20 protein-coding genes and 1 tRNA gene are annotated in these 23,145 nt (G+C 61.7%); 2 read left to right on the top strand and 19 right to left on the bottom strand.

Annotation, left to right across the window (positions count from 1 at the left end; all coding sequences use genetic code 11):
• Nucleotides 1-9: 9 nt before the first annotated feature.
• From DVB37_RS08745 to DVB37_RS08710, 8 genes are all read right to left on the bottom strand, one after another.
• Nucleotides 10-855: a type II secretion system F family protein gene (locus DVB37_RS08745; protein ID WP_104145901.1), complete on the bottom strand. Its 846-nt coding sequence runs from the start codon at nt 853-855 to the stop codon at nt 10-12.
• Nucleotides 852-2,666: an ATPase, T2SS/T4P/T4SS family gene (locus tag DVB37_RS08740; RefSeq protein WP_120157426.1), complete on the bottom strand. Its 1,815-nt coding sequence runs from the start codon at nt 2,664-2,666 to the stop codon at nt 852-854. The genes DVB37_RS08745 and DVB37_RS08740 overlap by 4 nt, the downstream gene beginning before the upstream one ends.
• 19 nt (nt 2,667-2,685) lie before the next feature.
• On the bottom strand, nt 2,686-4,059 hold the full coding sequence (locus DVB37_RS08735) for a type II and III secretion system protein family protein (protein ID WP_371683128.1): 1,374 nt from the start codon (nt 4,057-4,059) through the stop codon (nt 2,686-2,688).
• A gap of 8 nt (nt 4,060-4,067) precedes the next feature.
• Nucleotides 4,068-4,925, bottom strand: coding sequence for a Flp pilus assembly protein CpaB (cpaB, locus tag DVB37_RS08730; RefSeq protein WP_120157425.1), 858 nt, complete (start codon nt 4,923-4,925; stop codon nt 4,068-4,070).
• On the bottom strand, nt 4,922-5,461 hold the full coding sequence (locus DVB37_RS08725; RefSeq protein WP_240434061.1) for a hypothetical protein: 540 nt from the start codon (nt 5,459-5,461) through the stop codon (nt 4,922-4,924). Before DVB37_RS08725 ends, cpaB begins: the two co-directional genes overlap by 4 nt.
• 188 nt (nt 5,462-5,649) lie before the next feature.
• On the bottom strand, nt 5,650-6,285 hold the full coding sequence (locus DVB37_RS08720) for a TadE/TadG family type IV pilus assembly protein (protein ID WP_120154652.1): 636 nt from the start codon (nt 6,283-6,285) through the stop codon (nt 5,650-5,652).
• Complete coding sequence (locus DVB37_RS08715) at nt 6,282-7,643, bottom strand: hypothetical protein (protein WP_240434133.1); 1,362 nt, start codon at nt 7,641-7,643, stop codon at nt 6,282-6,284. Before DVB37_RS08715 ends, DVB37_RS08720 begins: the two co-directional genes overlap by 4 nt.
• Before the next feature lie 56 nt (nt 7,644-7,699).
• A complete protein-coding gene (locus DVB37_RS08710; protein ID WP_046803667.1) occupies nt 7,700-7,966 on the bottom strand; it encodes a hypothetical protein in 267 nt (88 codons plus the stop codon).
• A 380-nt stretch (nt 7,967-8,346) separates the two neighbouring features.
• Between DVB37_RS08710 and DVB37_RS08705 the strand changes: the two genes are divergently transcribed.
• Nucleotides 8,347-9,009 carry an SOS response-associated peptidase gene (locus tag DVB37_RS08705; protein WP_120154648.1) on the top strand — a complete coding sequence of 221 codons (663 nt, stop codon included), beginning with the start codon at nt 8,347-8,349 and terminating at the stop codon, nt 9,007-9,009.
• A 48-nt stretch (nt 9,010-9,057) separates the two neighbouring features.
• Nucleotides 9,058-9,351 carry a hypothetical protein gene (locus DVB37_RS08700; protein ID WP_046803669.1) on the top strand — a complete coding sequence of 98 codons (294 nt, stop codon included), beginning with the start codon at nt 9,058-9,060 and terminating at the stop codon, nt 9,349-9,351.
• A 671-nt stretch (nt 9,352-10,022) separates the two neighbouring features.
• Here the strand turns inward: DVB37_RS08700 and DVB37_RS08690 are convergent.
• From DVB37_RS08690 to hflX, 11 genes are all read right to left on the bottom strand, one after another.
• A complete protein-coding gene (locus DVB37_RS08690) occupies nt 10,023-10,226 on the bottom strand; it encodes a cold-shock protein (RefSeq protein ID WP_172616244.1) in 204 nt (67 codons plus the stop codon).
• 190 nt (nt 10,227-10,416) lie between these two features.
• Nucleotides 10,417-10,495, bottom strand: a tRNA-Ile gene (locus DVB37_RS08685).
• 9 nt (nt 10,496-10,504) lie between these two features.
• Nucleotides 10,505-12,781 (bottom strand): RNA polymerase sigma factor RpoD, encoded by a 2,277-nt coding sequence (gene rpoD / locus DVB37_RS08680; RefSeq protein WP_046803671.1) that lies wholly within the window; start codon nt 12,779-12,781, stop codon nt 10,505-10,507.
• An 868-nt stretch (nt 12,782-13,649) separates the two neighbouring features.
• On the bottom strand, nt 13,650-15,713 hold the full coding sequence (gene dnaG, locus DVB37_RS08675; RefSeq protein WP_120154646.1) for a DNA primase: 2,064 nt from the start codon (nt 15,711-15,713) through the stop codon (nt 13,650-13,652).
• A gap of 19 nt (nt 15,714-15,732) precedes the next feature.
• Nucleotides 15,733-15,945, bottom strand: a complete 213-nt coding sequence (gene rpsU / locus DVB37_RS08670) for a 30S ribosomal protein S21 (RefSeq protein WP_006218592.1) — start codon at nt 15,943-15,945, stop codon at nt 15,733-15,735.
• A gap of 401 nt (nt 15,946-16,346) precedes the next feature.
• A complete protein-coding gene (locus tag DVB37_RS08665) occupies nt 16,347-16,889 on the bottom strand; it encodes a phosphoribosyltransferase (RefSeq protein ID WP_046803673.1) in 543 nt (180 codons plus the stop codon).
• Nucleotides 16,890-16,970: 81 nt separating this feature from the next.
• Nucleotides 16,971-18,266: an adenylosuccinate synthase gene (locus DVB37_RS08660; RefSeq protein WP_162941177.1), complete on the bottom strand. Its 1,296-nt coding sequence runs from the start codon at nt 18,264-18,266 to the stop codon at nt 16,971-16,973.
• Nucleotides 18,267-18,342: 76 nt separating this feature from the next.
• Nucleotides 18,343-19,500 carry an ATP phosphoribosyltransferase regulatory subunit gene (locus tag DVB37_RS08655; RefSeq protein WP_046803675.1) on the bottom strand — a complete coding sequence of 386 codons (1,158 nt, stop codon included), beginning with the start codon at nt 19,498-19,500 and terminating at the stop codon, nt 18,343-18,345.
• 277 nt (nt 19,501-19,777) lie between these two features.
• Complete coding sequence (hflC, locus tag DVB37_RS08650) at nt 19,778-20,680, bottom strand: protease modulator HflC (RefSeq protein WP_046803676.1); 903 nt, start codon at nt 20,678-20,680, stop codon at nt 19,778-19,780.
• A gap of 18 nt (nt 20,681-20,698) precedes the next feature.
• The gene (gene hflK / locus DVB37_RS08645; RefSeq protein WP_046803677.1) at nt 20,699-22,003 is read right to left on the bottom strand and encodes an FtsH protease activity modulator HflK; all 1,305 of its coding nucleotides are present in this window, start codon (nt 22,001-22,003) and stop codon (nt 20,699-20,701) included.
• Complete coding sequence (gene hflX, locus DVB37_RS08640) at nt 21,969-23,075, bottom strand: GTPase HflX (protein ID WP_046803678.1); 1,107 nt, start codon at nt 23,073-23,075, stop codon at nt 21,969-21,971. The genes hflK and hflX overlap by 35 nt, the downstream gene beginning before the upstream one ends.
• Nucleotides 23,076-23,145: the final 70 nt, after the last annotated feature.

Here is a 23,145-nt window from a genome sequence, read left to right as displayed (position 1 = left end):
TCCTCCCAGTCAGAGTTCGATTCGGACGATGCGCCGGATCAACAGCACCCCGGCCGTTTCCAGCACGGTCAATATCGCGAGGACGCCCCAACCCATCGGCGTGTGCCACAGCACGGCCATCACATCGGGCTCCAGGCGGTCCAGCACAGCCAGCAACAGCACGGGCAACGCGCCGACGATCCACGCCTGCAAGCGCCCTTGAGAGGTCAAGGCGAGCAATTTCGCCTGTAGCTGCAGGCGAGCCCGCAGGGTTTGCGCGATGCTGTCCAATGCTTCTGCCAGGTTCCCGCCGGTTTGCGCCGCGATACGCATTGCCGCCACCACCAATGCAGTGGAATCCCCCGGCATCCGCGCTTGCAGGTTTTCCAGCGCGACGTCCCAGGGCACGCCCAAGCGCTGTTCCCGCAGCATCAACCCGAATTCCTGCGCCAGGGGTGCGCCGCTTTGCTCGACGACATGGCGCAACGCCGTCGTCAACGCGACGCCCGCGCGCAGTGCCGCCGCCAGCATCAACAAAGCCATGGGCAACTGCTGTTCGAAACGTCGTGCCCGCCTTCGCCGCAACAGATCAACTGTCATGCGGGGAGCCCTGGAGGCCACGCCCGCGAACAAGGCAGCCAAAATGCCGCTGCCGGTCAATGAAAAGACCAGCGCCCCCGCCATTGCCGCAAACGCCATGGCGGCGGCCCATAACTGCGCGGGGTCAATGAACAGAAAGACCTCGCTCAGGCGCACCCCCGCGTCCTGCGTATAAAGCGCCCGATAGCGGCGTAACGCTGGCGCAAACCAGGCCTGCGCATGCCAAGCCAGCATCGCTGCGCAGCACATCGCCGCCCCAGCCGCCAACCAGATCATGATGCCCCCCATACGCCATGGGCATCTACCGGCGCGGGTATGGAGGCGGCCTCGGAGAACCATGCCGGTTCCAGCGACACACCCTCGTCGGCCCAATCCTGCATGAAGCCGGGCAAGGCTCCGCATCCGCTGAAGCCGGCTGCACGATCAAACCGAAATAGCTGCTGGATCTGTATGCGACCGCTTTCCATGCCCGCGACCTCAACAATGGATGTCACCACTCGCCGGCCGTTTGCCATTCTTGCCTGCTGCACAATCACGTCCACACTGGCGGCTATCTGTTCGCGCACCACCGACAGAGGCAAATCCAGGCCAGCCATCAAGATCATCGATTCCAGCCGCGCCAGTGCATCCCGGGGGGAATTGGCGTGCAGCGTGGTCAAAGAGCCCTCATGCCCGGTGTTCATGGCCGTCAGCATGTCGAACGCCTCGGCCCCTCGGCATTCGCCTACGACGATTCTGTCGGGCCGCATGCGCAGCGCGTTGCGAACCAATTCGCGAATCGCGATATGCCCCCTGCCCTCTTGGTTGGCGGGACGCGCTTCCAGCGCAACCAGATGATCGTGATTCAGCCGCAGTTCGGCCGCGTCTTCAATGGTGACGACACGCTCGCCCTCGGGGATTTCGTCGGACAGGATGTTCAGCAATGTCGTTTTCCCCGACCCCGTTCCGCCGGATACGACCACGTTCTTGCGCATCCTGACGCATAGCGCAAGGAACCCGGCCATGGGACCGCTTAATGACGCCGCCGCAATCAAATCCGCCATCTGAGGCCGACGCTGCGGAAACTTGCGGATGGTCAGGCTTGCGCCCTTCATCGCGACGGGCGGGATGATGGCATGCACGCGCGAGCCATCCGGCAAGCGTGCATCCACCATCGGGGAGCTTTCGTCGATGCGGCGGCCCAGCGGCGTGACGATACGTTCGATCACCCAACGGACCGACTGTTCGCTGGTGAACGCGGCCGGATGCCGCCATAGACGCCCAGCGCGTTCAACATAGATTTCGTCATAGCGGTTGACCATGATCTCGGTGATATCGGGCGCGGCCAGCAGCGGTTCCAGGGGACCCAGGCCCACAGCCTCGTCCAGCACCTCGGCGCACAGGGCCTGCCTGTCGGCGTCCGGCGGCAGATCGATGTCCGACGCCACGATCCGCGTCAGCAGGCGCTCGGCCTCGGCGCGCAACGTGCCATCGCTCATGCCTGCCACATCGCGCCTGCGCAGGTCCAGCGCGTCCAACAGCGCCGCATGCAGGCGGCGGCGCGCCTGCACCTGCTGTGGCTGAAGTTGAGGTTGAAGTCGAGGTGGGGGCGTTGGCTCCTGTTGCGTTGCCGTAGTCGCTCGGGTTGATGCGTTTGATGCGTTTGATGCGGTCAATGGAGCGGGCGACGGCAGGCTCGATGGCAATGGCGATGGGGATGGGGTTAACCGGGAGACGGCGGCCAGCGGCAAATGGGCGGTTGCAACGCCGCCGGGCGCGGCGTGGCAATGCGCCGAAGCACTGGCGGACGGTTCCGGCAGCGCGGCTGCGTCAGGGGTTGCCAAGCGCACCCTGAGGCGGCACGGTCCAATCAGGATGGCGTCGTCCGGCAGCACCGGCGCATGCCGCACGACACGAGCGCCATTGACAATGGTGCCGGCAAGCGTACCCAGATCCTCCAGGACGATATGGCCGTCCTCGCGCAGCAGTCGGGCATGCTGCCGCCCCACTCGCCAATTGACGATACGAAGGCCGCACTGGGCACCTCGCCCGATCAGTACCGGCGCGGTGGTGGCCAGGCGGCGAACGCCGGCATCTTCATAGGTCATTTCGATGTCCAGCATGGCTTCAGGGCTGATCTGGCGGCTGCGCAGGTTCATCATTCACGGCCCACTGGGAGCCCGCGCCGGAATAGGGATCCCATCCCTGGCTGGCGACCGGAGCCGCCGTTCCCAGGCGGGGCGGATCCGGGAACGCGGCGTCAATAACGCCCCGCCCCCGCTGCACGCGGTCCATCAGGGCCGGCTCGCTTTGCGACACGATTTTTGGCGTCACGAATATGGCCAGTTCCGTTTCGCGCTGCTGGAATCGTCGGGACGAAAACAGCGCCCCCAGAATGGGAATGTTCTTCAACCACGGCAGTCCGGTGGACTCTTGCCCCTGCTCGCGCGACAAGAAGCCGCCAATAACCAGCGTGTTGCCCGACCTGACATTGAATTCGGTAGACGCCCGCCGCGTGCGCAACGCTGGTCCTCCTGCGACGCTTATCGAGCTGTCCACGGAACTTGCCTCGACTTCAATCAATGAACGGATCACGCCGTTGCGGTCGATGCGGGGCGTAATGTTCAGGGACACCCCATACGGTTTGAACAAGGTGGTAGGGTTGCCACGCGAGTCCGTCGATGTGTAGGGGACCTCGCCACCAGCCAGGAAAGTGGCGCTGGCGCCGCTGCGCGCCAGCAATTGCGGCTGAGCCAACATGACGGCCTCGCCGCTTTGGGCCAGCGCGGCGATACGCGCGGACAGCAAGGCGTTGACCCCGAAGTATCCGGCCGCGGTCGACATGGGACCCGGCGTCTCGATCACAGGTTCGCCCGGACGCGTCATGCGTCCTCTGGAGCCGGCGTCCCAGGCGACGCCGGCATTCACGCCCCCCTGCGAAACACCGTCCCAGCGCACACCGAACTCTCGCATCCGCGAGGTGGGGATTTCCACGACTTGAACATCAAGAAGCACCATGCGGTCCCATCCCACCTGCCCGGTGAAGTCCAGGATGGCGGGATAGCGTTCAGCCAGGGCGGCAATGCGCGCTCGGTCGTCGTCAGACAAGTCATCCCCTTCGATCACGATACGGCCACCCACGTGCGTGCTGCGCGCCCCGGGAATTCGAGAAAGCAGCGAGTCGACCTCCGCGCGCAGGCGTGGCGCCCCGGCAGGCACCACGCGCAGCTCGTACGCAGCCGCGCGGCCGGCGGCGGTCCAGACGTGCACCGACGACATTCCTTCCGCGCGCGCGAAGATCACCACGTCGCGGCCCTCGGCGGCAATGGCGCTTAGTACCTGCCCGTTGCCGATCGCCACGCGCTTCACACCAGGGTGGGAAAGAACACGGGTTTCGCCGACCTGTAGCTCCAGCACTTCCGAGTTCGCCAGGGCGGCCGCCGTGCTGGGAGTCAGAAGCGCAGTGACAGCCGCCACGCAGAGAGTCCGCAAAATCACCATGACTTGTCTCATGGCCGCCTCGCGGAATAGTCCGGCGCGTCGACGGCTTCCGGTGGGAACATCACCGACTGCTTGTCCATACGATCTCCATACAAAATGGTCACGTCCGGCGCGCGCTTGGGCTCGGGGTCAAGCCCGATAAGGGACGCCAGGTCCGTTTGAGTCGAATCAGCCACGGTGGCCACATCGTCGCGATGCCGCAGCATGGCGGTTAGCGCGCCTGCCTGCCTGGCAGCAACAAACTTCATTGCTTGATCGGGATCGGCGGCAAGCGTGATGCTGCCGGCCGAGCCGACGATGCCGTCTTCGTCCGCCCCGGCGCCTACGGTCAACACGCGCATCCCTTGCAGCAAGGGCACAGTGACCTCTCGTTGGTGATGGACGAAGGTCACGTAAAGGTCGATCAGGTCGTCGGCGCGCAAGCTATCGGCCAAGCCGCCAAGGTCCGAGGCGCTGACGGTCAGCGCCCGTTGGCCCGATCGCAATCGGGATGCCAACGCGGGCGCCGGCGCCGTGAACGTCACCTGCGACTTCAGCAGGGGTTCGCCCTGGGCGACATCCACGACCAGCGTGCCGCCAAGAAGATGGTTCACGGCCTGCGGCTCCAAACTGGCGGCAGACGCCCACTTCACCGGGATCTCTCGCACGGCCAGGTCGATTTCTTCAAGCTGCGCCCCCGCCGCCAAGTCATACGCCGCCACCAGGCGCTCGACGACAGGCGCCCGAGCTTCGGCTTCCAGCGCTTCCACTCGCTGCTGCACATGCTCGCGCACGGCCCACGCGGATACCAGCCCCGCCGCCAATGCCAGCCCATAAACGCCAACGCGCCGCAACCGCAGAACGCCGTGCATCAGTGCGGCCTTCATGGCGTCCACCTTCTGACGTGGAGCCCGCTGCCCCCATCCAACGCAGTCAATGATATCTGCAGGCGCTCGCCAGCCTGTGCCCACGACTGCTCTGCACCACTTTCGGTTTCGGTTTCAAATACCCATCCTTCGCGGCGCAACGCGCCGTGCAGCAACGGCCCAAGCCGGGCGGGCGGCAGGGCCAGTTGCCAGATGCGATCAGACACTTTGCCTCCCTTTTCCTGCACCGCAAGATCCAGCCTCGGTATTGCGCCCCGCGGCAGCCAGGCCGGTGTCGCAAGGCCTGGAACGGAATTCATGCGCAGCGTAGAAACCGTGCCGACCGTGCGGCTCGGGCCCGCACCTTGCAGCTGCACCGCCCATTGCATGTCGTCGACCCAGCCAGACAAAATGATTTGATCGGGAAGCACATTCAAGTCGACCAAGGCCGGCTGCTGAGTCGACAAGTCGCGGATCAGGTCGGGCACTGCTACAGGCGAGTCGAACACAAGCACCTGGGCAGGAAGCCCATGCAGCCATATACGATCCGCCAACATGTCATGCCGGCTTCCTTCGGGAAAACGTAGTCGGTTCAACGTAACGCCAGGCGATACCGCCGAACGCCCGGACGGCCACGCGACGGAAGATACGGCCATACAGCCAAGCAGCACGCCGGCCGTCAGCGGACGAAGGCCGGCGCTGACAGCGCGCCTTCTTTGTCTCTGAGTAGTGTTCGTAGCCGTGGTCATCGGGATCGTTCCTTTTGTTGGCCCAATCGGCCCGGCGGGACGACGTCGTCCCACGCCGACAACCAATCAGTGTGGATCGCCGCCCTGCCCCATGCGCGGTCCATGCGCTGGACGTACGGCGCCATCCGACGCGCCTCGGCAAGAGACGTTTGTTCGACGTGACGCCATGCCGTGGGCGCGTTGGCGATGCGTCGGCGTGCATCGGCGTCTCCGTGTGCGTGTCCCGTGCCGACCGCCACGTGCGTATGACGCGTGATTAAAGGCGCCGGCGGTCCGTCTCGCCCTGAAGGCGCCGACCGGGCGTACACCGCAAGCAAATGGAGCCCGGCTCCAAACCACTCGTGCTGCAAGCGAGACAGGTTTGGCGCTGCGACGTCAGCAAGGCCGAGTACCCGGCGAGTTTGCGCGGCGGCTGCGAAAGAGTGTCGTGGCGTCACCGGTTCGCCCAACGCGCCGGCCATCGCCGCCTTGCGGCTGGCGTGCGCCAACTGTTGCGCCGAAAACTGCAACCCTCCGATCCAGGTGACACTCCACACTAGCGCCGCCATCAATGGCAGCATCAGCAGCGCTTCAATCATTGCCTGCCCTTGCTGGGCGGCCGGAAAGCCCGCGCGAGTCGACATCGAGCTCATCGTGCCTCCCGGATTCGCAGCGCTTCGTCGCGAGTGATTGCGGATAGACGTGCCCGCCAATAGGGTCGAAACAATGTCGGCAATTCACTTTTTTTGTCGGCTCTAGGTTCCGGCCGCAGAAAGTACGTTTCGGCGGCGCTGACGACGGTGATGGCGCCCGACTGGCCCAAGCCGTCATAGCGAAAGCGACCACGAGGTTGTGCCAGTGCGCTATCCGCATCCGTCGTCTTGAGCCGGGCGCCTGACCAGGCCACGCGCACGGCAAAACGCAGCGGGTCGCGCATACGCTCAGTCGGTATTTCCAGATAAGACGGCAAGCCACCGGCGGGCCAACGCTGCGCTGAAGCCATCGCATAGGAGTTGGCCATGGGATTGGTCGCGCCGCTGAAAATGTCCCACCCGGTGGACTGCTGCACCCATCGCCAAAAATCCTCTTGGGAGAAATCCGCGGGCGCGTCATCCACGTAATCGATGCCGTCAGGCGTCTGGGACTTTTTTCCTTGGGCCGTGCCCCAACCCATGGCGTACTCACGGAAGTAGCACCCAATCCAGCGATTGGAACGCAGCGCATGGAACGATTGCGTATCCAACGCGCCCCATCGCCCGTCCGGGCCAAGCCAGGTCATTCCACGACGGCGCAATTCATGCCTTTTCAACGGACATCGGCGGCTGACCGGCCAGGCATTGCGACGCGTTGCATCGCGGCTATTCAGAAAGCGATAACGTTCGGTGGCCTGCTCCACGGCCGGACGCAGGCCCGCTTCTCGGGTAGCTGCGCTGCGCCCAATGAAGCCGGGCCAGTTGTCGGACAGCAGATCCAGCGCCAAGCCCGACGAACGTGCGCCTACGCCGGAATCGGAACCGGACCCGGAGTCGACCATGTTGGCTTCAAGCACCTTGCGCATGATGCGATCGCGAGTAGCGACAAGACCCGCCCTGGCCGATTCCGCACCCGCCTTCAATACGCGATGTACCGCCCGATCATGTTGAGCAAACGCGCCGGCCAGCCGCGACTGTGCGTCCGATGAGGCTTGCCCGGCCCGATAGGCCAGGCCCATATCCGCGCCGAACAGCATGGCTATCAGGCCCGCCGGCGGATTGCGGCGAGTGTGCTGCGTGTGCAAGGCGCCGCCGTACTGCGCGGCCGCTGCCAGCGTGACCAGATGCGCCATGGCGACCTGGTGGGCAATGTGGGTGCGATTGACGTAGGCGATCGCGTTGAGCGTGCGCGCTTGTTCCAGCGCGCCGCTGTACGCCGCCGCATCCGCGGCATGCGTCAGCCGCACGCGTCCCTCGACGGTCTGGCCCAGGTTGTAAAGCACGACCAGGGACGCCACAGCCACTGACACAACGACCATGCCGAGCACCAGGGCCTGGCCATGTTGAAGGGACTCTGGCGTACGAGTAAACATCTTCACTTCGCTTCCGTCGCATTGCCGGTGAAAGACTTCAACGAGCGGGCCTTTGCCTGCGCGCCCGCCTTCTGAGCCGCTTGCTGCGCCGCGCGCGTCTGCGTCCCGCCGTCTTCTCCGGCCAGCTCGCGCGCCATCGCGGCGGTTTGCGAGCGAACCACTTGTCCGAAGTATTGATAGACGGCGATCGCCGCGACCGCCACAAGCGCTACGACGACGATGTATTCGGTCATGCCCTGCCCAAGCTGACGTTTTCGACTGCTCCACATTTCTGCTCTCCGCTGCATTGAAAGTAGGCGTCAGTGTCGACGTCGCACTCAGGCGCCACAATTCGCACAAGCCGAGGTGGGCAAATGTGTCCCCGGGCCTTGACGCGTTGGAAGAGCGCCACAGCGGGCAAAAAATTCGTTAACGCCGGACGGTCATAACGGGGTTCAGAGCGGAATGAGCTGCGTAAGACCGAGATCTTGTAACCCGCTAATTCTTTTGGGGTTTTCCCTATTGCCGGTCGTTTTTTCCAGCAGTAGATTTGAGTTGCCGGGCTGTCTGACACCCATCGCGTGCGAAGCCGGGCAGGAGCGCCTCAGACTCATCTTGAGCTGGGGCGCTCTTCCGTTTTGGCGTCGACTTTTCAGCCATCGAGGCACGCATGTGTTCCCACTATCAGACGCTGAAAGACGCAGAACTGCTGCTGCAGAAATTCGGCGTTCGCGCCCCTTCCGTCAGCACGAAGTACGACATGTGGCCCCGTTACGAAGGCTTGTTTGTCCGCCGGCCGAAAGAGTGGGATTCAGGTGATGAAGCGGTGCCGGAACGAGAGGCCGTCATCGGCCGATGGGGCCTGATCTCGGCGGCGACGCGCCCGGATGCGGTGGATAAAGCCGCCAAATTGTCCACCTTCAACGCTCGTAGCGAAACCGCAGCAAAGTCATACACGTTCGGCAACGCTTGGCGCCGCGCGCAACGCTGCATCATCCCCGCCCAAGCCATCTTCGAACCCGACTGGCGATCAGGCGCGGCCGTTCCGACTCGGATCAGCCGTGCCGACGGCATGCCGCTAGGCATCGCCGGGCTTTGGGACAGGTGGCGCGACGCCGCGGGCCACCTGTACGAAAGCTACACAATGCTGACCATCAACGCCGACGACGATCCGCTGTTCAGTCGATACCACCGGCCAAACGAGGAAAAGCGGATGGTGGTGATCCTGTCGGAAGGTTCGTACCAAGACTGGCTGAGCGCGCCTCCGGAAGAGACGCGTGACCTTCTGGGCGCCTATCCGGCCCTGAAACTAATTGCCGACGCCGTGAAATGACCCCGTTTCTGGTGGAATATACTGGATATATAAACAGTGTCTTTCGCCATGACGTTCAAAGCCCCCCTCACCCTAGACGACCTCCGGACGATCCGCGAGCGTCAACCCTGGAACTCCGACGTGATCTCGCTGCTTTGGGAGGTCAAGCGCCTAAGGTCGGTGATCCTGCGCGCCTATCAACTATCGGGAGACTTCAAGCGGCCCGCCGGCGTGACGGGCGAACTGTACGATGATTTCGTCAAAAGTCTGTGCGACGAGCCCTGTGTGCAAGAGCGCGACAGCCTGGCGGCCTCGCTGCTGGAGGCTCCTGACAAGCTTCGCAAGGGAATGGCCCCGCGCTGAAAAGGCAAGGCCACAAGCCCCGGAGCGCCGCGCATAGACCCGTCAATCAGTCCTAGTTCCGGGCTTCAGACGATACAGAAGCGAATCCCGTTGCTAGAGTGTCTGAATGAACACATGGCCCTATCCCGATTTCCCGCCCGCCGAATTCCGGGCGCTCTCCGAAGCCGACAAAGAGCTTTGCATAACGATGATCCGAGCGTTCTGCGCAGAGATAGCGTTGCAAGAAGCGAGAGGCATGCGCCCGGATCCGAATGAATAGGCAGGCGACGCCCGCAGGCATTAGATAAGCCCACGGAAACCCACCATACGGATGTGCCTTCAGCAGTTACCGACCTTGAAAAGGCAAGGGCGCGTTTCACACGCTCCCGAACGAGGCGGTAAAGGCCATATCCGTATGACTTTTGCACAATGAAGACTGCGAACGCACCGGCAAAGCCCATAGCTTTTGTCGGGGCCGCCGCATACCTTTCCGCATACCCGCCTTGGCTGCACAAAGAATCAGCCAAGATTCACACGATCTGGTCTGTTGGCCCTGTTGTTAGCCCCCGTGTTAGCCCAAGAGCGAACGCTAGACCGGCCTCACAAACAAAAAGGCCGAATCCATTGTTCCAATGGATTCGGCCCCGCAGCTTGCTACCTACCTGCCCGCCTGACAGCGGGCAAACAGGTTATTAAATCGCTTTGATCATGGTCGCCTGAGGACCTTTCTGTCCTTGGCCGGCGACGAAAGAAACGCGCTGGTTCTCTTCAAGAGATTTGTGCCCGTCACCCTGAATTTCCGAGTAATGCGCAAAGAGGTCTTTACCACCCAGTTCCGGCGAAATAAAGCCGTAGCCCTTGTCGTTGTTGAACCACTTCACGATACCAGTTTCTATCTTCAATGTATGTCCTAGATGTACAGGGAAAAAATATTCCCGCAGCCACTATGGGCGCTTAACGGCAACAAAGATATCGCTGTTTCTCAATGACACATATTCTGCACACACTGAAGGCCCCTCTTCGCTCCAAAAACGAAACAGCCGCCATTGCTGGCGGCTGTACGTACCTGATTACTCAGGATTTTCTTGGTAGGCCCCCCGAGAGTCGAACTCGGCACCAACGGATTATGAGTCCGCTGCTCTAACCAGGCATGAGCTAGAGGCCCAGGAAACGATTACTGCCCTTCGAGGAAGCTTTTCAGCTTATCGGCGCGGCTGGGGTGACGCAGCTTGCGCAGCGCTTTAGCCTCTATTTGGCGGATGCGCTCGCGAGTCACGTCGAACTGCTTACCCACTTCTTCCAGGGTCTGGTCGGTGCTCATTTCGATACCGAAACGCATACGCAGAACCTTGGCTTCACGCGGGGTCAGAGAGTCTAGCACTTCCTTGACCACATCACGCATGGAACCATGCAAAGCCGCGTCCGAAGGCGCCAGCGTCGAGGTGTCTTCGATGAAGTCGCCCAAGTGCGAATCATCGTCGTCGCCGATCGGCGTTTCCATCGAGATCGGTTCTTTAGCGATCTTGAGGATCTTGCGGATCTTGTCCTCGGGCATGTCCATCTTTTGCGCCAGGGTCGCGGGATCCGGCTCAGCGCCCGTTTCCTGCAGAATCTGACGGCTGATCCGATTCATCTTGTTGATCGTTTCGATCATGTGAACCGGAATACGGATGGTGCGCGCCTGGTCAGCGATGGAACGCGTGATGGCCTGACGAATCCACCACGTGGCGTACGTCGAAAACTTGTAGCCGCGACGGTACTCGAACTTGTCCACGGCCTTCATCAGGCCGATGTTGCCTTCCTGAATCAGATCCAGGAATTGCAGGCCACGGTTCGTGTACTTCTTGGCAATCGAGATCACCAGACGCAGGTTGGCCTCGGTCATTTCGCGCTTGGCCTTGCGAGCCTTGGCTTCGCCCGTGGCCATGCGCTTGTTGACGTCTTTCAGGTCCTTCAGCGGCAGCACGACACGCGTTTGCAAGTCGATCAGCTTTTGCTGCAGTTCCTGCACCGCGGGAATCTGACGTTCCAGCGTTTCGGCATAAGGATGGCCGGCGCTGACTTCGTCAACGACCCATTGCAGGTTGGTTTCGTTGCCCGGGAAGACCTTGATGAAGTGCGTGCGCGGCATGCCGGCACGGTCCACACACGTGTGCAGGACGGCGCGTTCAAGCTGGCGTACTTCTTCCACCTGGTTGCGCAACGTGTCAGCCAGCTTCTCGACCATCTTCGCGGTGAAGCGGATGCCCATCAGTTCGTTCTGGATGGATTCCTGCGCGCGCACGTAGATATCCGACTTGTAGCCGTCTTTCTCGTACGACAGGCGCATCTTGTCGAACTGCTTGCCCACTTCGTCGAACTTGGCCAACGCCTTCACGCGCAGGTCTTCCAGCTGCTTGCTGGACATCCCGCCCGCGGGGCCGTCATCGCTTTCGTCTTCGTCTGCGGTCACACCGGCGCCGGCGTATTCTTCGCCGTCTTCCGGATCAACCAGGCCGTCGACAACTTCGTCGATCTGCGCCTGGCCTTCCCGCACGCGCAGGATGTGGGCCAGGATTTCGTTGATCGTGGTCGGGCAGGCCGAAATGGCCATGACCATGTGCTTCAAGCCGTCTTCGATACGCTTGGCGATTTCGATTTCGCCTTCGCGCGTCAGCAGTTCAACCGAGCCCATTTCGCGCATGTACATACGCACGGGATCGGTGGTCCGGCCAAAGTCGGAATCCACGGTGGTGAGCGCGGCTTCGGCTTCGTCTTCGACATCGTCGTCGTTGGACGCAACCGGGGCGTTCTCGCTCATCAACAGCGTTTCGGCGTCGGGGGCCTGGTCGTAGACCGCGATACCCATGTCGCTGAACGTGCTGATGATGCCGTCAATGGCTTCGGCGTCGACCAGGTCGTCAGGCAGATGGTCGTTGATTTCGCCGTATGTCAGGTAGCCGCGGTCTTTGCCCAGCTTGATGAGCTGCTTCAGACGGTTGCGGCGAGCTTCGTATTCTTCAGGCGTGACAGGGCCGCGCGCGATCAGATCCTTGGGATCTGCCTTGCCGCGCTTGCCGCCGCGCTTGGGCGGCTTCAGGTCAGGCAGCACTTCGCCTTCACCGTCCATCGTGTCGTCGAAACCATCGCCGTCGTTATTGGCGTTCTTGGCGGGGCGGCCCGGGCGGCGGCCGCTGGGTACCGGACCCGAACGAGGTGCGCTACCGCCGACCAAGTCGGCGAGTTTGTCCTCAGCCTTCTTGGCGCGAGCCTTGGTCACTTTTTCGGGCTTGTCAGCCGCGGCCGTCTTGGTTGCCTTTTTGGCAGCCGTCTTGGCGGCAGGCTTGGCGACCTTCACCGCCGTCTTGGCGGGCGCTTTTTCCGCCGCCATGCTTACGGCACGCTTGGCCGCGGGGGCCTGAGTTTCAGCCGCATCAATTGCAGAGGAGGATTTGCCGGTGGATTTGGTCATAGTCGCTTCCGTGGTCGTCGCAACCCGTTTGGGCATGTTGCACCGCGCTGGTTCACCCTGGACGGTGGCCCAGCGCGACGCAGATACGGGTAAAACAGATAAACCGGCCAAGATCACGCGGCTGCGTTGTTCGCAGCGCCAGCTCTTGCGAGCCCGCTTGGCGCCTTGCCGGTGCAATACCGTTCGGGCGCTTAACGTGCATAACCTCATCCTGCGGCGGATTCCGGGCGTCGGGGGGGCTGCCTGCCTATAAATAGGCTTTGCTTGCTTATGGGGACGGTTGCCCCTAGCAGCTATGTAGACACAGCACCCAGACCACTAACGCTACGCAAAAATGCTCACCGCTGAACTGCCTGATTCACCGCTCAGCCTTCGGCTCCAGCCGTCGGCCATAAAATCACTTAAAACAAGTACCTTTGATGTACTTCGGTCTTTCTCAATACTGCTTTCGCATCAATCTTCATCACTACGATTCATCACTACGTCTTGCACTGCACATTCATGCACGCCTGCGATGCCGTCCTGCCTGCACCGTCCTGCGGGCCTTACTTCCTGCCAAACCGCTTCAAGCAAAGACGGCGAAAATCTATTAGATTCATCTAGCCGAAATTGATTCCGCCGGCTTGGACGCATCCTTCAGCACGAGCGCTCTCGGGCCAAGTCGTCTTAGGATTCAGAAATATTTCAGGAATCTTTGCGCTGCAAGCATCGATGCATAAAATGCAAGGCTACGGTCGGAAGGCTATGCTTCAAGGCTATATGCTCCAAGGCTATAGTCTCCAAGACTATGCTCGATGGTCGCACCACTCTCGGAACTACACAGCTTCGCATGGCCCTTGCCAGCGGACAACCTTCGATTTTAGCGCATTTACCGTATCCCAGCACCTTTCAACACCGCCAATCGGCTGGACAGCTCCAGATAGCGCTTCCGAGCTTCCTCGGAAGACAGACCCGTCGCCGCCAGTTTGGCCATTTCAAGCTTCGCTGAATCAAATTCAATGCGCCGCAAGGCGTCATCCCACTCGGTTTGGGGATCCGGCAAATCTTCCTGAGACAGGATGTCCGCGCGCAGCCCCTTTAGGACCGTTGCCAGGTCCGAATCGGGCTCGGCTGCCTCCAACAGGGCGCCGACATGGCGCGCGCCGCTGGACTGAGCCAGCATGATCAAGTCCCGTACCAAACCTAGATGGGGGCCATGATCGATGACTTCAAGTTGCTGATCGCCCATCGAGTCGACAAGTTCGGGGTGAGCCAGCAAAAGCCCCAGCAGACGCTTGGCCAGGGACGGCATGGTGCGGCGCCCCTCAAAGCCGCCGACATCATTGTCCCGGCGCCCTTTCCAGTTGCCCTTGCCGCCCTTCCAGTCGCTTTTGCCTTTCCAATCGCCTTTGCTCTTCCATTCGGGCTTCCCGCCGGATCGTTGGCCGGAGCCCGCCGCCGCACCCCCACCCGCCGACGGAAAATGCCCGTAATCGGCAAAATCGGGCTCTTCGGCGGGAATATCGTGGAAATCATGGCCGGCAAAGTCATACCCCATATCGGAGTGACCGCCGTCCTGATCCGAACCCGAATGTCCTGACGGTGCACCGGCCTCGCCTGCGCTGGCTTTCGCCGCGCCAGGCGGGGCAAAAGGTTTGGCCGGCTGCTGCGCCAGGATCTGCGACATTTCCTCGGGCGTCAGTTGCACAAGCTTGGCCATTTCGCGCTCGATCTGGACGCGCAACGCGCATTCCGGAATCGCTGCCAGCAAAGGCTTGGCCTCGTGCAGGCAACTGGCGCGGCCTTCCGCTTCATTCATGTTGTGGCGCGAGGCCAATTCGTCCAGCAAAAATCGGGACAGGGCAACAGCGTCGCCCAGGCATGCGCGGAATGCTTCAGCGCCCAGCTCCCGCACGTACGAATCCGGATCGTGCTCGGACGGCAAGAACAGGAAACGGATCGCGATATCGTCGCGCAGAACGGGCAGACAGGCTTGCAGCGCGCGCCATGCGGCACGCCGACCAGCGCCGTCACCGTCAAAGCTGAATATCACCTTGTCGCTGGCGCGCAGCAGCTTCTTGACGTGGTCCGGCGTCGTTGCCGTGCCTAACGTCGCGACCGCGTTGGCGATCCCTTGCTGCGCCAGCCCGACCACGTCCATGTAACCTTCCACCACGATCACCTGGCCTTCCTGGCGGATGGCTTGGCGCGCCTCCCACAGGCCGTACAACTCATGGCCCTTCGAGAAAAGCGGCGTCTCGGGAGAATTCAGGTACTTGGGTTCGCCTTTGCCGATGATGCGACCGCCAAACCCGATCAGACTGCCTCGCGCGTTGCGAATCGGAAACATGACGCGCTCGCGAAAGCGGTCATAACGGCGCCCATCTTCGGATTCGATGACAAGCCCCGACTCCACGAGCGTGGGGTCGTCGTAATTGGGAAAGACCTGCGCAAGGCCGTGCCGGTCGGTTCCCGACCACCCCAAGCCGAAATGCGCGGCAATTTCGCCCGTCAGGCCACGCTGCTTCAGGTAGCGGATGGCGGCCGGAGAGGCACGCAACTGTTTCAGGTAGTGCGCCTGGGCGGCATCCAGCACCTGCGTATGGCGGGACTCCTCGGCCTTGCGGCGCGCGGTTTCCTGCTGCTGACGTGGACTGCGATTTTCTTCCGGGACCGTCATTCCCGCCGAAGCCGCGAGCGTGCGCACGGCTTCGGGGAAACTGGTACCCGTATGTTCCATCAGGAATGTGATGGCGCTGCCATGGGCTCCACAGCCGAAGCAGTGATAAAACTGCTTGGTGGGGCTGACAGTGAAAGACGGACTTTTTTCGTTATGAAAGGGGCACAGGCCAAGCAAGTTGGCCCCACCCTTTCGCAACTGCACATATCGCCCGACTACGTCGACGACGTCGACTCGGGCGAGTAGATCCTGGATGAATGATTCTGGAATCAATAGATTCGGGAATCAAAAATCAATACAGGCGCGGGGGCAGTTGTTGGCTACGAATGCGCTTGTAGTGGCGCTTCACGGCGGCGGCGTGCTTGCGCTTGCGCTCGGCCGTGGGCTTCTCATAGAACTCGCGCGAACGCAGCTCGGTGAGCAAACCGGTCTTTTCGATGGTGCGCTTGAAGCGGCGCAGAGCGGCTTCAAACGGTTCGTTTTCCTTCAGTCGAACGATAGGCATAAAGTGATTGGCCTGCTTGTAGGGTAACAAAAGTTGATGACAAACCTGGCTTGCTTACCAGCAACGCTGCGCGGGTCCAGGTCCGCGGTAACCAATAACCGCGGAACGAGGAACCTTGAAAGCGCAACCCAAGATCTCGAAAAACGACGTAGCGGGAAAACATGCAGCGCTGCTTTAGCAGTACTGATGCGTACCCACTCTTGCCCGTTTTTTTACGTATTTCTCGGATTTCCGCTGGCTGTTTCCGTTACCCAAAGACTACCCAAAGAGTAACAAGCCAAGTTCGGTTTAGCGATAACCAGCGATTCTAGCATGGTCATGCCCGCTTTGACTACTAGGAGGGACGCTTGACGCATACATGCATCCCTCCTTTCCCGCCTTGGACTTCAGACCGACCGAGCTCAGCTCTTGTAACCCTTGCGGATCCACGCTTCCAGCTGATGTGGTCGCAGGCTGTCGTAATCCTCGAACGGCTGGTGAATCCAGGGGTTCGTCGGCAGCTTCTCGACGTAATAGTCGGGCGTGGCCTGCGAATGCCCTTTCCACCAGAGGACGGCGCTGCGCAATTCCGTGATGTCGGCGAATTGGCTCTTCAGATGGTCGTAGACCTTGCTGAACGTCTTGCCGGTGTCGACCATGTCGTCCACCAGCAACACCCGCCCGGACAATGTGCCGCGCGTGATGGTGATGAACTGCGCGATGTCCATGTCGCCCTGCTTGGTGCCGGCGGCTTCGCGATAGCTGCTGGTGGCCAGAATGCCCAGCGGGACATCAAAAATACGGGACATAACGTCGCCCACGCGCATACCGCCGCGCGCCAGGCAAAGAATCTTGTCGAACTTCCATCCCGACTGGTGCACCTGCAAGGTCAGGCGCTCGATCAGCCGGTTGTAATCGTCCCACGTCACCCACAGATGGCTCTCATCATTGGTCGGTGCGCTCATAGGTAAGCATCTCCTGCTTAAAAATACGAAAAGGCCGCCGCCGGTATGAGACCGGCGGCGGCCTTTGGAATATTAACCCGATCAGCCCTTCAGGGGATGACGCAGGACAATGGTTTCATTGCGATCCGGACCGGTCGACACGAGGTCGATCGGCACGCCGCAAACTTCGGCAACGCGCTCCAGGTAGCGACGGGCCGCGGCGGGCAGCTTGTCGTACTCGGTGATGCCAACAGTGGACTCGGACCAGCCCGGCAATTCTTCCAGCACCGGCTGCGCTTGCGCAACGGCGTGCGCGCCGTAAGGCAGCACATCGCGGAATTCACCGTTGACGCGGTAGCCGACGCCCAGTTGGATCGTTTCCAGGCCATCCAGCACGTCCAGCTTGGTGATGCACAGGCCGGAAATGCCATTCAGGCGAACCGAGCGCTTCAGCGCAGCGCCGTCGAACCAGCCGCAACGACGCGGACGGCCGGTGACCGATCCGAATTCCTTGCCGATGGTTGCCAGACGCGTGCCGATTTCGTCGACCAGCTCCGTGGGGAACGGGCCCGAACCCACGCGGGTGGTGTAGGCCTTGGTGATGCCCAACACGTAATCCAGCTGCTGCGGACCCACACCCGCACCCGCCGACGCCGCGCCAGCCACGCAATTGCTGCTGGTGACGAAGGGGTACGTACCGTGGTCGACGTCCAGCAATGCGCCTTGCGCGCCCTCGAACAGGATGCGCTTGCCTTCCTGCTGCATGGCATACAGGTTGCTGGACACGTCCTTGACCATCGGAGCAATGGCCGGAGCCAGGGCCATGGCCTGATCGCGCACTTCATCAGCGGAAACCGCTTCGGCGCCCAGGTACTTGGTCAACACGAAGTTGTGGTAATCCAGGACTTCGGCCAGCTTCTCGTCAAACAACGACGGGTTGAACAGGTCCTGCACGCGCAGCGCGCGGCGGGCAACCTTGTCCTCGTACGCCGGACCGATGCCACGACCGGTCGTACCGATCTTGCCTTCGCCCTTGCGCGCTTCGCGCGCCTTGTCGATGGCCACGTGATAAGGAAGGATCAGCGGGCAGATTTCGGAAATCTGCAGGCGCGAGCGCACGTCCAGACCGGCGGCTTCCAGCTCTTCGATTTCCTTGAGCAGGGCTTCCGGGGACAGCACGACGCCATTGCCGATAAAGCAGGTGACACCGGGATGCATGATGCCCGACGGGATCAGGCGAAGAATCGTCTTCTTGCCGTTGATCCACAGCGTATGGCCGGCGTTGTGACCGCCTTGGAAGCGGACCACGCCTTGGACGGATTCCGCCAGCCAATCGACGATCTTGCCTTTGCCCTCGTCACCCCATTGGGTGCCGATTACGACTACGTTCTTGCTCATGTTACGAATCAATATCGAGTTTCTCGGGAAATCCGGAAATCTCCCCGCGGCCCTCTCGTTTCCAAGAGGGAGTTAGTCACAGCGTTCTGACCGTCCAGGCACCATCTTGCAGCGCCAGCTCGCGATCGCAAACGAATTCGTCCTGATCCTGCTCGTGACCGGGCAATACCTGAACGACAATTTCCCCTGACCGGCGCAGACGGCGAACCGCCTCGGTCAAGGCGGGGGCCTGCCCCCAGGGCGCGCGAACCGCACGCGCCCGCTCTGCTGGCGGCAAACCCGCCGCCAGTTTGCGTAAATCCAGACTGAAGCCCGTGGCGGGACGGGCGCGGCCGAATGCTCGGCTGACATCGTCATAGCGTCCGCCGCTGACCAGCGCGTCGTGCCACCCTTCGGCGTACAGCGCGAACTTGACGCCGGAGTGGTAGCCATAGCCGCCCACATCAGCCAGGTCGACGCCGAATGCCACGTTGGGCATCGCATCCACCAGAGCCTGCAGCGCATCCAACGCCGCCGCCACGCCAGGCAACAAAGGCAAGTCACGACGTGCGTTCTTCAGCACTTCGGGGCCACCATACAAATTTGGCAGCAACTTCAGCGCATTCAGCGTTTCTTCGCGCATGCCGGGCGCCTTTTCGGCCAGTTCACCCAGCCCTGGCACGTCTTTCTCGCGCAGCAGACGGATGACATCTTCGGCCAAAGCGACGGCGGCAGGGTCGGATTCGACGATGGCGCGCACCACACCCGGATGGCACAAGTCCAGACGGGGGTTGCGCACGCCGGCGATTGCCACCGTTTCCAACACGAGCTGGATAATTTCCAGATCGGCTTCAAACCCGGCATGGCCGTAAATCTCGGCGCCGATCTGCAGAAGCTCGCGGCTGGACAGAAGGTCCGCCGGGCGAGCGTGCAGCACGTTGCCGCAATAGCACAGGCGCGTCACGCCGGCACGGTTCAACAAGTGCGCATCAATGCGCGTGACCTGAGGAGTCATGTCGGCCCGTACACCCAGCGTGCGACCCGTCAGCTGGTCAACCAGCTTGCACGTGCGCAGATCCAGATCGCTACCGGTGCCGGACAGCAATGAATCGATGTATTCGACCAGGGGCGGCGCGACCAGCTCGAAGCCGTATGTACGGTACAAATCGAGAAGTTCGCGGCGCAATTCCTCGATGCGCCGGGCCTCTGCCGGAAGTACGTCGGCAAGGCTCTCGGGCAGCAACCAGTTACCCATGAATGTTTACCTGAATAACGCCAAGTGATGCGTGGGCGTCGCCCAAACGAAAAAGCGGCTGAGGGGGCGTAAGCCCGCTCAGCCGCTGCGGAATGTTTTCTAGCTTACGCGGTATTGTACATGAGTCGGCCGGCAGCGCCAGCCGGGATTATCAGGGCCGAAAGCCGTCCCCGCTTGTTCGAACAAGCGCCGCAGCCCAGCCCTTCAAGGTCTCTTGCTGCAATAAAAAACCCCTTGGACTTCCAAGGGGTTTTCAGTGTGCAAGGCGCGTGGCGACTTACTTGGCGGGCACGGTGACCGGCGCCAATGCTTCGCCCGCCGGGTCCTTCATGAACTGGAAGAAGCTGGAGCTGGGGTCGACCACCAGCACGTCGCCCGGCTTCGAGAACGAAGCGCGGTAAGCCTCCAAGCTCTTGTAGTACGTGTAGAACTGCGGATTCTTGCCGTAAGCCTGGGCATAGATCGAAGCGGCGGCGGCGTCGCCTTCACCCATGATGCCCTGCGCCGTGGCGTAAGCCTGAGCCACAATCACTTCGCGCTGGCGATCCGCTTCGGCGCGGATCTTCTCGCCCTCGGCGGCACCAATGGAACGCAGCTCGTTGGCGACGCGCGTACGCTCCGCTTCCATGCGGCGGTACACCGATTCCGAAATCTCGGGCGCGAATTCAATGCGGCGCAGGCGCACGTCGACGATTTGCACGCCCAGGGGCTCGGCGCGCTTGGCCACGTTGGTCAGGATCTCGGCCATGATCTTGTCGCGTTCGGTCGAAACCACGTCACGCACGGTACGCACGTTGACCGAGGCGTTCAAGGCGTCGCGGATCAGCGCTTGCAGGCGCTCTTGTGCGACGCGCTCGTTGCCACCCGTCGAAACGTAGTATTGGCGAGGGTCCGCAATACGCCATTTCACGTAGGAATCGATCAGCAGGTTCTTCTTTTCAGAAGTCTGGATGCGTTCGGCTTCGTTGGTTTCGATGGTCAGAATGCGCTTGTCCAGCGTCACCACGTTCTGGAACGGCGGCGGCGCCTTGAAGTACAGGCCAGGTTCATTAATGGTCTTGCGCACTTCACCCAGTGAGAACACCAGGGCGTAGTCGCGCTCGCGCACGACGAAGACGCATGACGACAGGGCAGCCAGCACGATAAGCAGGCCGACCAGGATGGGCATAAAACGTTGCATGATCAGAAATCCTCCGGGTTAGCGCGACGTGCGGTCGCGGGGCAGCGTGTTGCTATTGCTGCTGCCGGAAGACTGGGGCGCCGGTGCCGCGTTGCTACGCAACGGCGGTTGGACTGGCGGGCTGATCAACGCAGGCGAACCCGGGTTGCCGACGCTGGACTTGCTGGCGTCCTGGGCAGCCAGATGCATGATTTTGTCCAAAGGCAAATACAACATGTTGTTGTTGCTCTTGGTGTCGACCATGACCTTGCTGGCGCGTGTGAAGATGTCTTGCATGCTTTCCAGGTACATACGCTGGCGCATGACTTGCGGCGCCTTTTCGTATTCGCCCAGGATGCTGGTGAAGCGCGAGCTATTACCCTGCGCATCGCCCACCACCTTGGCCTTGTAGCCTTCAGCCTGCTCGGTCATGCGCGATGCCTGGCCGCTGGCCAATGGCACGACCTGGTTGGCGTAGGCCTGGCCTTCGTTGATCTGGCGTTCGCGGTCTTGACCTGCCTTGACGGCGTCGTCGAAGGCGGCTTGCACCTGTTCGGGCGGCTGCACGTTCTGGATGGCAACGGTGCTGACCTGCACACCGCTTTGATAGCGATCCAGGATTTGCTGCATCAAGGCCTGCACTTGCGTGGCGACAGCGGTACGGCCCTCGTACAGGACGAAGTCCATCGACTGCTTGCCCACGACTTCGCGCATCGCCGTTTCAGAGGCCTGGCGGACGGATTCGTCCGGGTCGCGCGTCTTGAAGAGATAGTCAGGGCCACCGTCGGCACGCAGGCGGTATTGCACGACGAACTGCATATCGACGATGTTCTCGTCCGTCGTGAGCATCAGCGCTTCAGGCAGGACCTTATTGCGCGAACCGCCACGGAAACCGACTTCGAACGTGCGCAGTTGCGACACGTTGACGATTTCCTGGCTTTGAATGGGGTACGGCAAGCGCCACTGGAAGCCGGCTTGCGACGTGCTCTTGTACTTGCCGAACTGGGTCACAACCGCGACCTGGCCTTCTTGCACGATGTAGAAGCCACTGGCCAGCCAGATACCCGCCGCGACCAGGGCGATGACGCCCAGGCCGATGCGCGTACCGCGCGGCGATGGCGGCGTCATGCCGCCTCGGTTACCGGGGCGGTTGTTGCCACCGCCACCGCCCTTGCGACCGAACAAGGAGCCGATGCGATTATTGAAATCGCGCCAGACTTCGTCCAGGTCAGGTGGGCCGTCTCCATTGCCTTGAGGCCGCTTCGGCGGCGGCTCGGAGCCATTGTTGTTCCCACGACCCCAACCGGGGTCATTCAGATTGAAGAGTTTGATAATTCGCGGCATTGTTTCCCACAATCTGTCCGGTCTCCGCAATTGCCCCGCGCAACGCATCCAGACCGGCGCGCTCGGTGGCGCTTACAAATACTCGCGCAATCGTACCATGTGCATCGCGCTCCACCCGGGGTTCCAAACCCGCCCGGTCAATCTTGTTGTATACCAGAATGGTCGGAATCGCGGAGGCTCCGATTTCGGCAAGAACCTTGTTGACTTCAAATATCTGTTCGTCGCGCTGCGGGCTGGCGGCGTCGACCACATGCAGCAGCAGATCGGCGTGAACAGTCTCTTCGAGTGTTGCGCGGAACGCGGCGATCAGGCCGTGAGGCAGGTCGCGGATGAATCCGACGGTGTCTGACACCACCACCGAGCCGGCTCCATCGATCCAGATACGACGCGTGGTCGTGTCCAGCGTGGCGAACAGCTGGTCGGCGGCGTAGCTGTCAGCACGCGTCAGCGCATTGAACAGCGTGGATTTGCCGGCGTTGGTGTACCCCACCAGCGACACCGACAGCGCACCGCCCCTGGCCCGGGCGCGCCGTTGCGTTACCCGCTGGCGCTCGACACGATCGAGCCGCTCGCGCAGCGTCTTGACCTTGGCGCCGATCATGCGGCGATCCATTTCAAGCTGCGATTCGCCCGGACCGCGCATCCCGATACCGCCGCGTTGACGTTCCAGGTGGCTCCACATGCGGGTCAACCGCGTGGCCAGATGCTGCAACTGCGCCAACTCGACCTGCAATTTGCCCTCGTGGCTTTTTGCGCGCAGCGCGAAAATGTCCAGAATGAGGGCCACGCGATCCACCACACGCAGATTGAAAGCGCGTTCAAGGTTGCGTTGCTGAGCTGGCGACAAAGGTTGGTCGAAAAGAACGATATCAGCCAGCAAGGCTTGCGCCATCGCCACGGCTTCGTCCGCTTTGCCCGAGCCGATGAAGAACTTGGCGTCGGGGCGATCGCGCCGAGCAGTCAGCGTACCGACGACTTCCGCGCCCGCACCCTTGGCCAGCATGGTGAATTCTTCGGCGTGGGCAGCGTGGTCCGGGTCACCCAGATCCACGCTGATAATCAGAGCGCGCATACATGCACCATATTGGAGCCAAAGCGAAAATGCCCGCCGACGTCAACCGTCAGGCGGGCAAAAAAAGGTA

This window comes from Achromobacter sp. B7 (assembly GCF_003600685.1).
Classification (GTDB): Bacteria; Pseudomonadota; Gammaproteobacteria; order Burkholderiales; family Burkholderiaceae_B; genus Achromobacter; species Achromobacter spanius_B.
The sequence above is the reverse complement of the archived record's forward strand: the minus strand, read 5'-3'. Positions and strand labels throughout refer to the sequence as shown.

Bases quoted from the DNA above. Each gene is read 5' to 3' on its own strand.
- DVB37_RS08745 (WP_104145901.1), bottom strand. From the start codon at position 855: ATGATCTGGTTGGCGGCTGGGGCGGCGATGTGCTGCGCAGCGATGCTG.
- DVB37_RS08740 (WP_120157426.1), bottom strand. From the start codon at position 2,666: ATGACCTATGAAGATGCCGGCGTTCGCCGCCTGGCCACCACCGCGCCG.
- DVB37_RS08735 (WP_371683128.1), bottom strand. From the start codon at position 4,059: ATGGTGATTTTGCGGACTCTCTGCGTGGCGGCTGTCACTGCGCTTCTG.
- cpaB (WP_120157425.1), bottom strand. From the start codon at position 4,925: ATGAAGGCCGCACTGATGCACGGCGTTCTGCGGTTGCGGCGCGTTGGC.
- DVB37_RS08725 (WP_240434061.1), bottom strand. From the start codon at position 5,461: ATGTTGGCGGATCGTATATGGCTGCATGGGCTTCCTGCCCAGGTGCTT.
- DVB37_RS08720 (WP_120154652.1), bottom strand. From the start codon at position 6,285: ATGAGCTCGATGTCGACTCGCGCGGGCTTTCCGGCCGCCCAGCAAGGG.
- DVB37_RS08715 (WP_240434133.1), bottom strand. From the start codon at position 7,643: ATGGTCGTTGTGTCAGTGGCTGTGGCGTCCCTGGTCGTGCTTTACAAC.
- DVB37_RS08710 (WP_046803667.1), bottom strand. From the start codon at position 7,966: ATGTGGAGCAGTCGAAAACGTCAGCTTGGGCAGGGCATGACCGAATAC.
- DVB37_RS08705 (WP_120154648.1), top strand. From the start codon at position 8,347: ATGTGTTCCCACTATCAGACGCTGAAAGACGCAGAACTGCTGCTGCAG.
- DVB37_RS08700 (WP_046803669.1), top strand. From the start codon at position 9,058: ATGACGTTCAAAGCCCCCCTCACCCTAGACGACCTCCGGACGATCCGC.
- rpoD (WP_046803671.1), bottom strand. From the start codon at position 12,781: ATGACCAAATCCACCGGCAAATCCTCCTCTGCAATTGATGCGGCTGAA.
- rpsU (WP_006218592.1), bottom strand. From the start codon at position 15,945: ATGCCTATCGTTCGACTGAAGGAAAACGAACCGTTTGAAGCCGCTCTG.
- DVB37_RS08665 (WP_046803673.1), bottom strand. From the start codon at position 16,889: ATGAGCGCACCGACCAATGATGAGAGCCATCTGTGGGTGACGTGGGAC.
- DVB37_RS08660 (WP_162941177.1), bottom strand. From the start codon at position 18,266: ATGAGCAAGAACGTAGTCGTAATCGGCACCCAATGGGGTGACGAGGGC.
- DVB37_RS08655 (WP_046803675.1), bottom strand. From the start codon at position 19,500: ATGGGTAACTGGTTGCTGCCCGAGAGCCTTGCCGACGTACTTCCGGCA.
- hflC (WP_046803676.1), bottom strand. From the start codon at position 20,680: ATGCAACGTTTTATGCCCATCCTGGTCGGCCTGCTTATCGTGCTGGCT.
- hflK (WP_046803677.1), bottom strand. From the start codon at position 22,003: ATGCCGCGAATTATCAAACTCTTCAATCTGAATGACCCCGGTTGGGGT.
- hflX (WP_046803678.1), bottom strand. From the start codon at position 23,075: ATGCGCGCTCTGATTATCAGCGTGGATCTGGGTGACCCGGACCACGCT.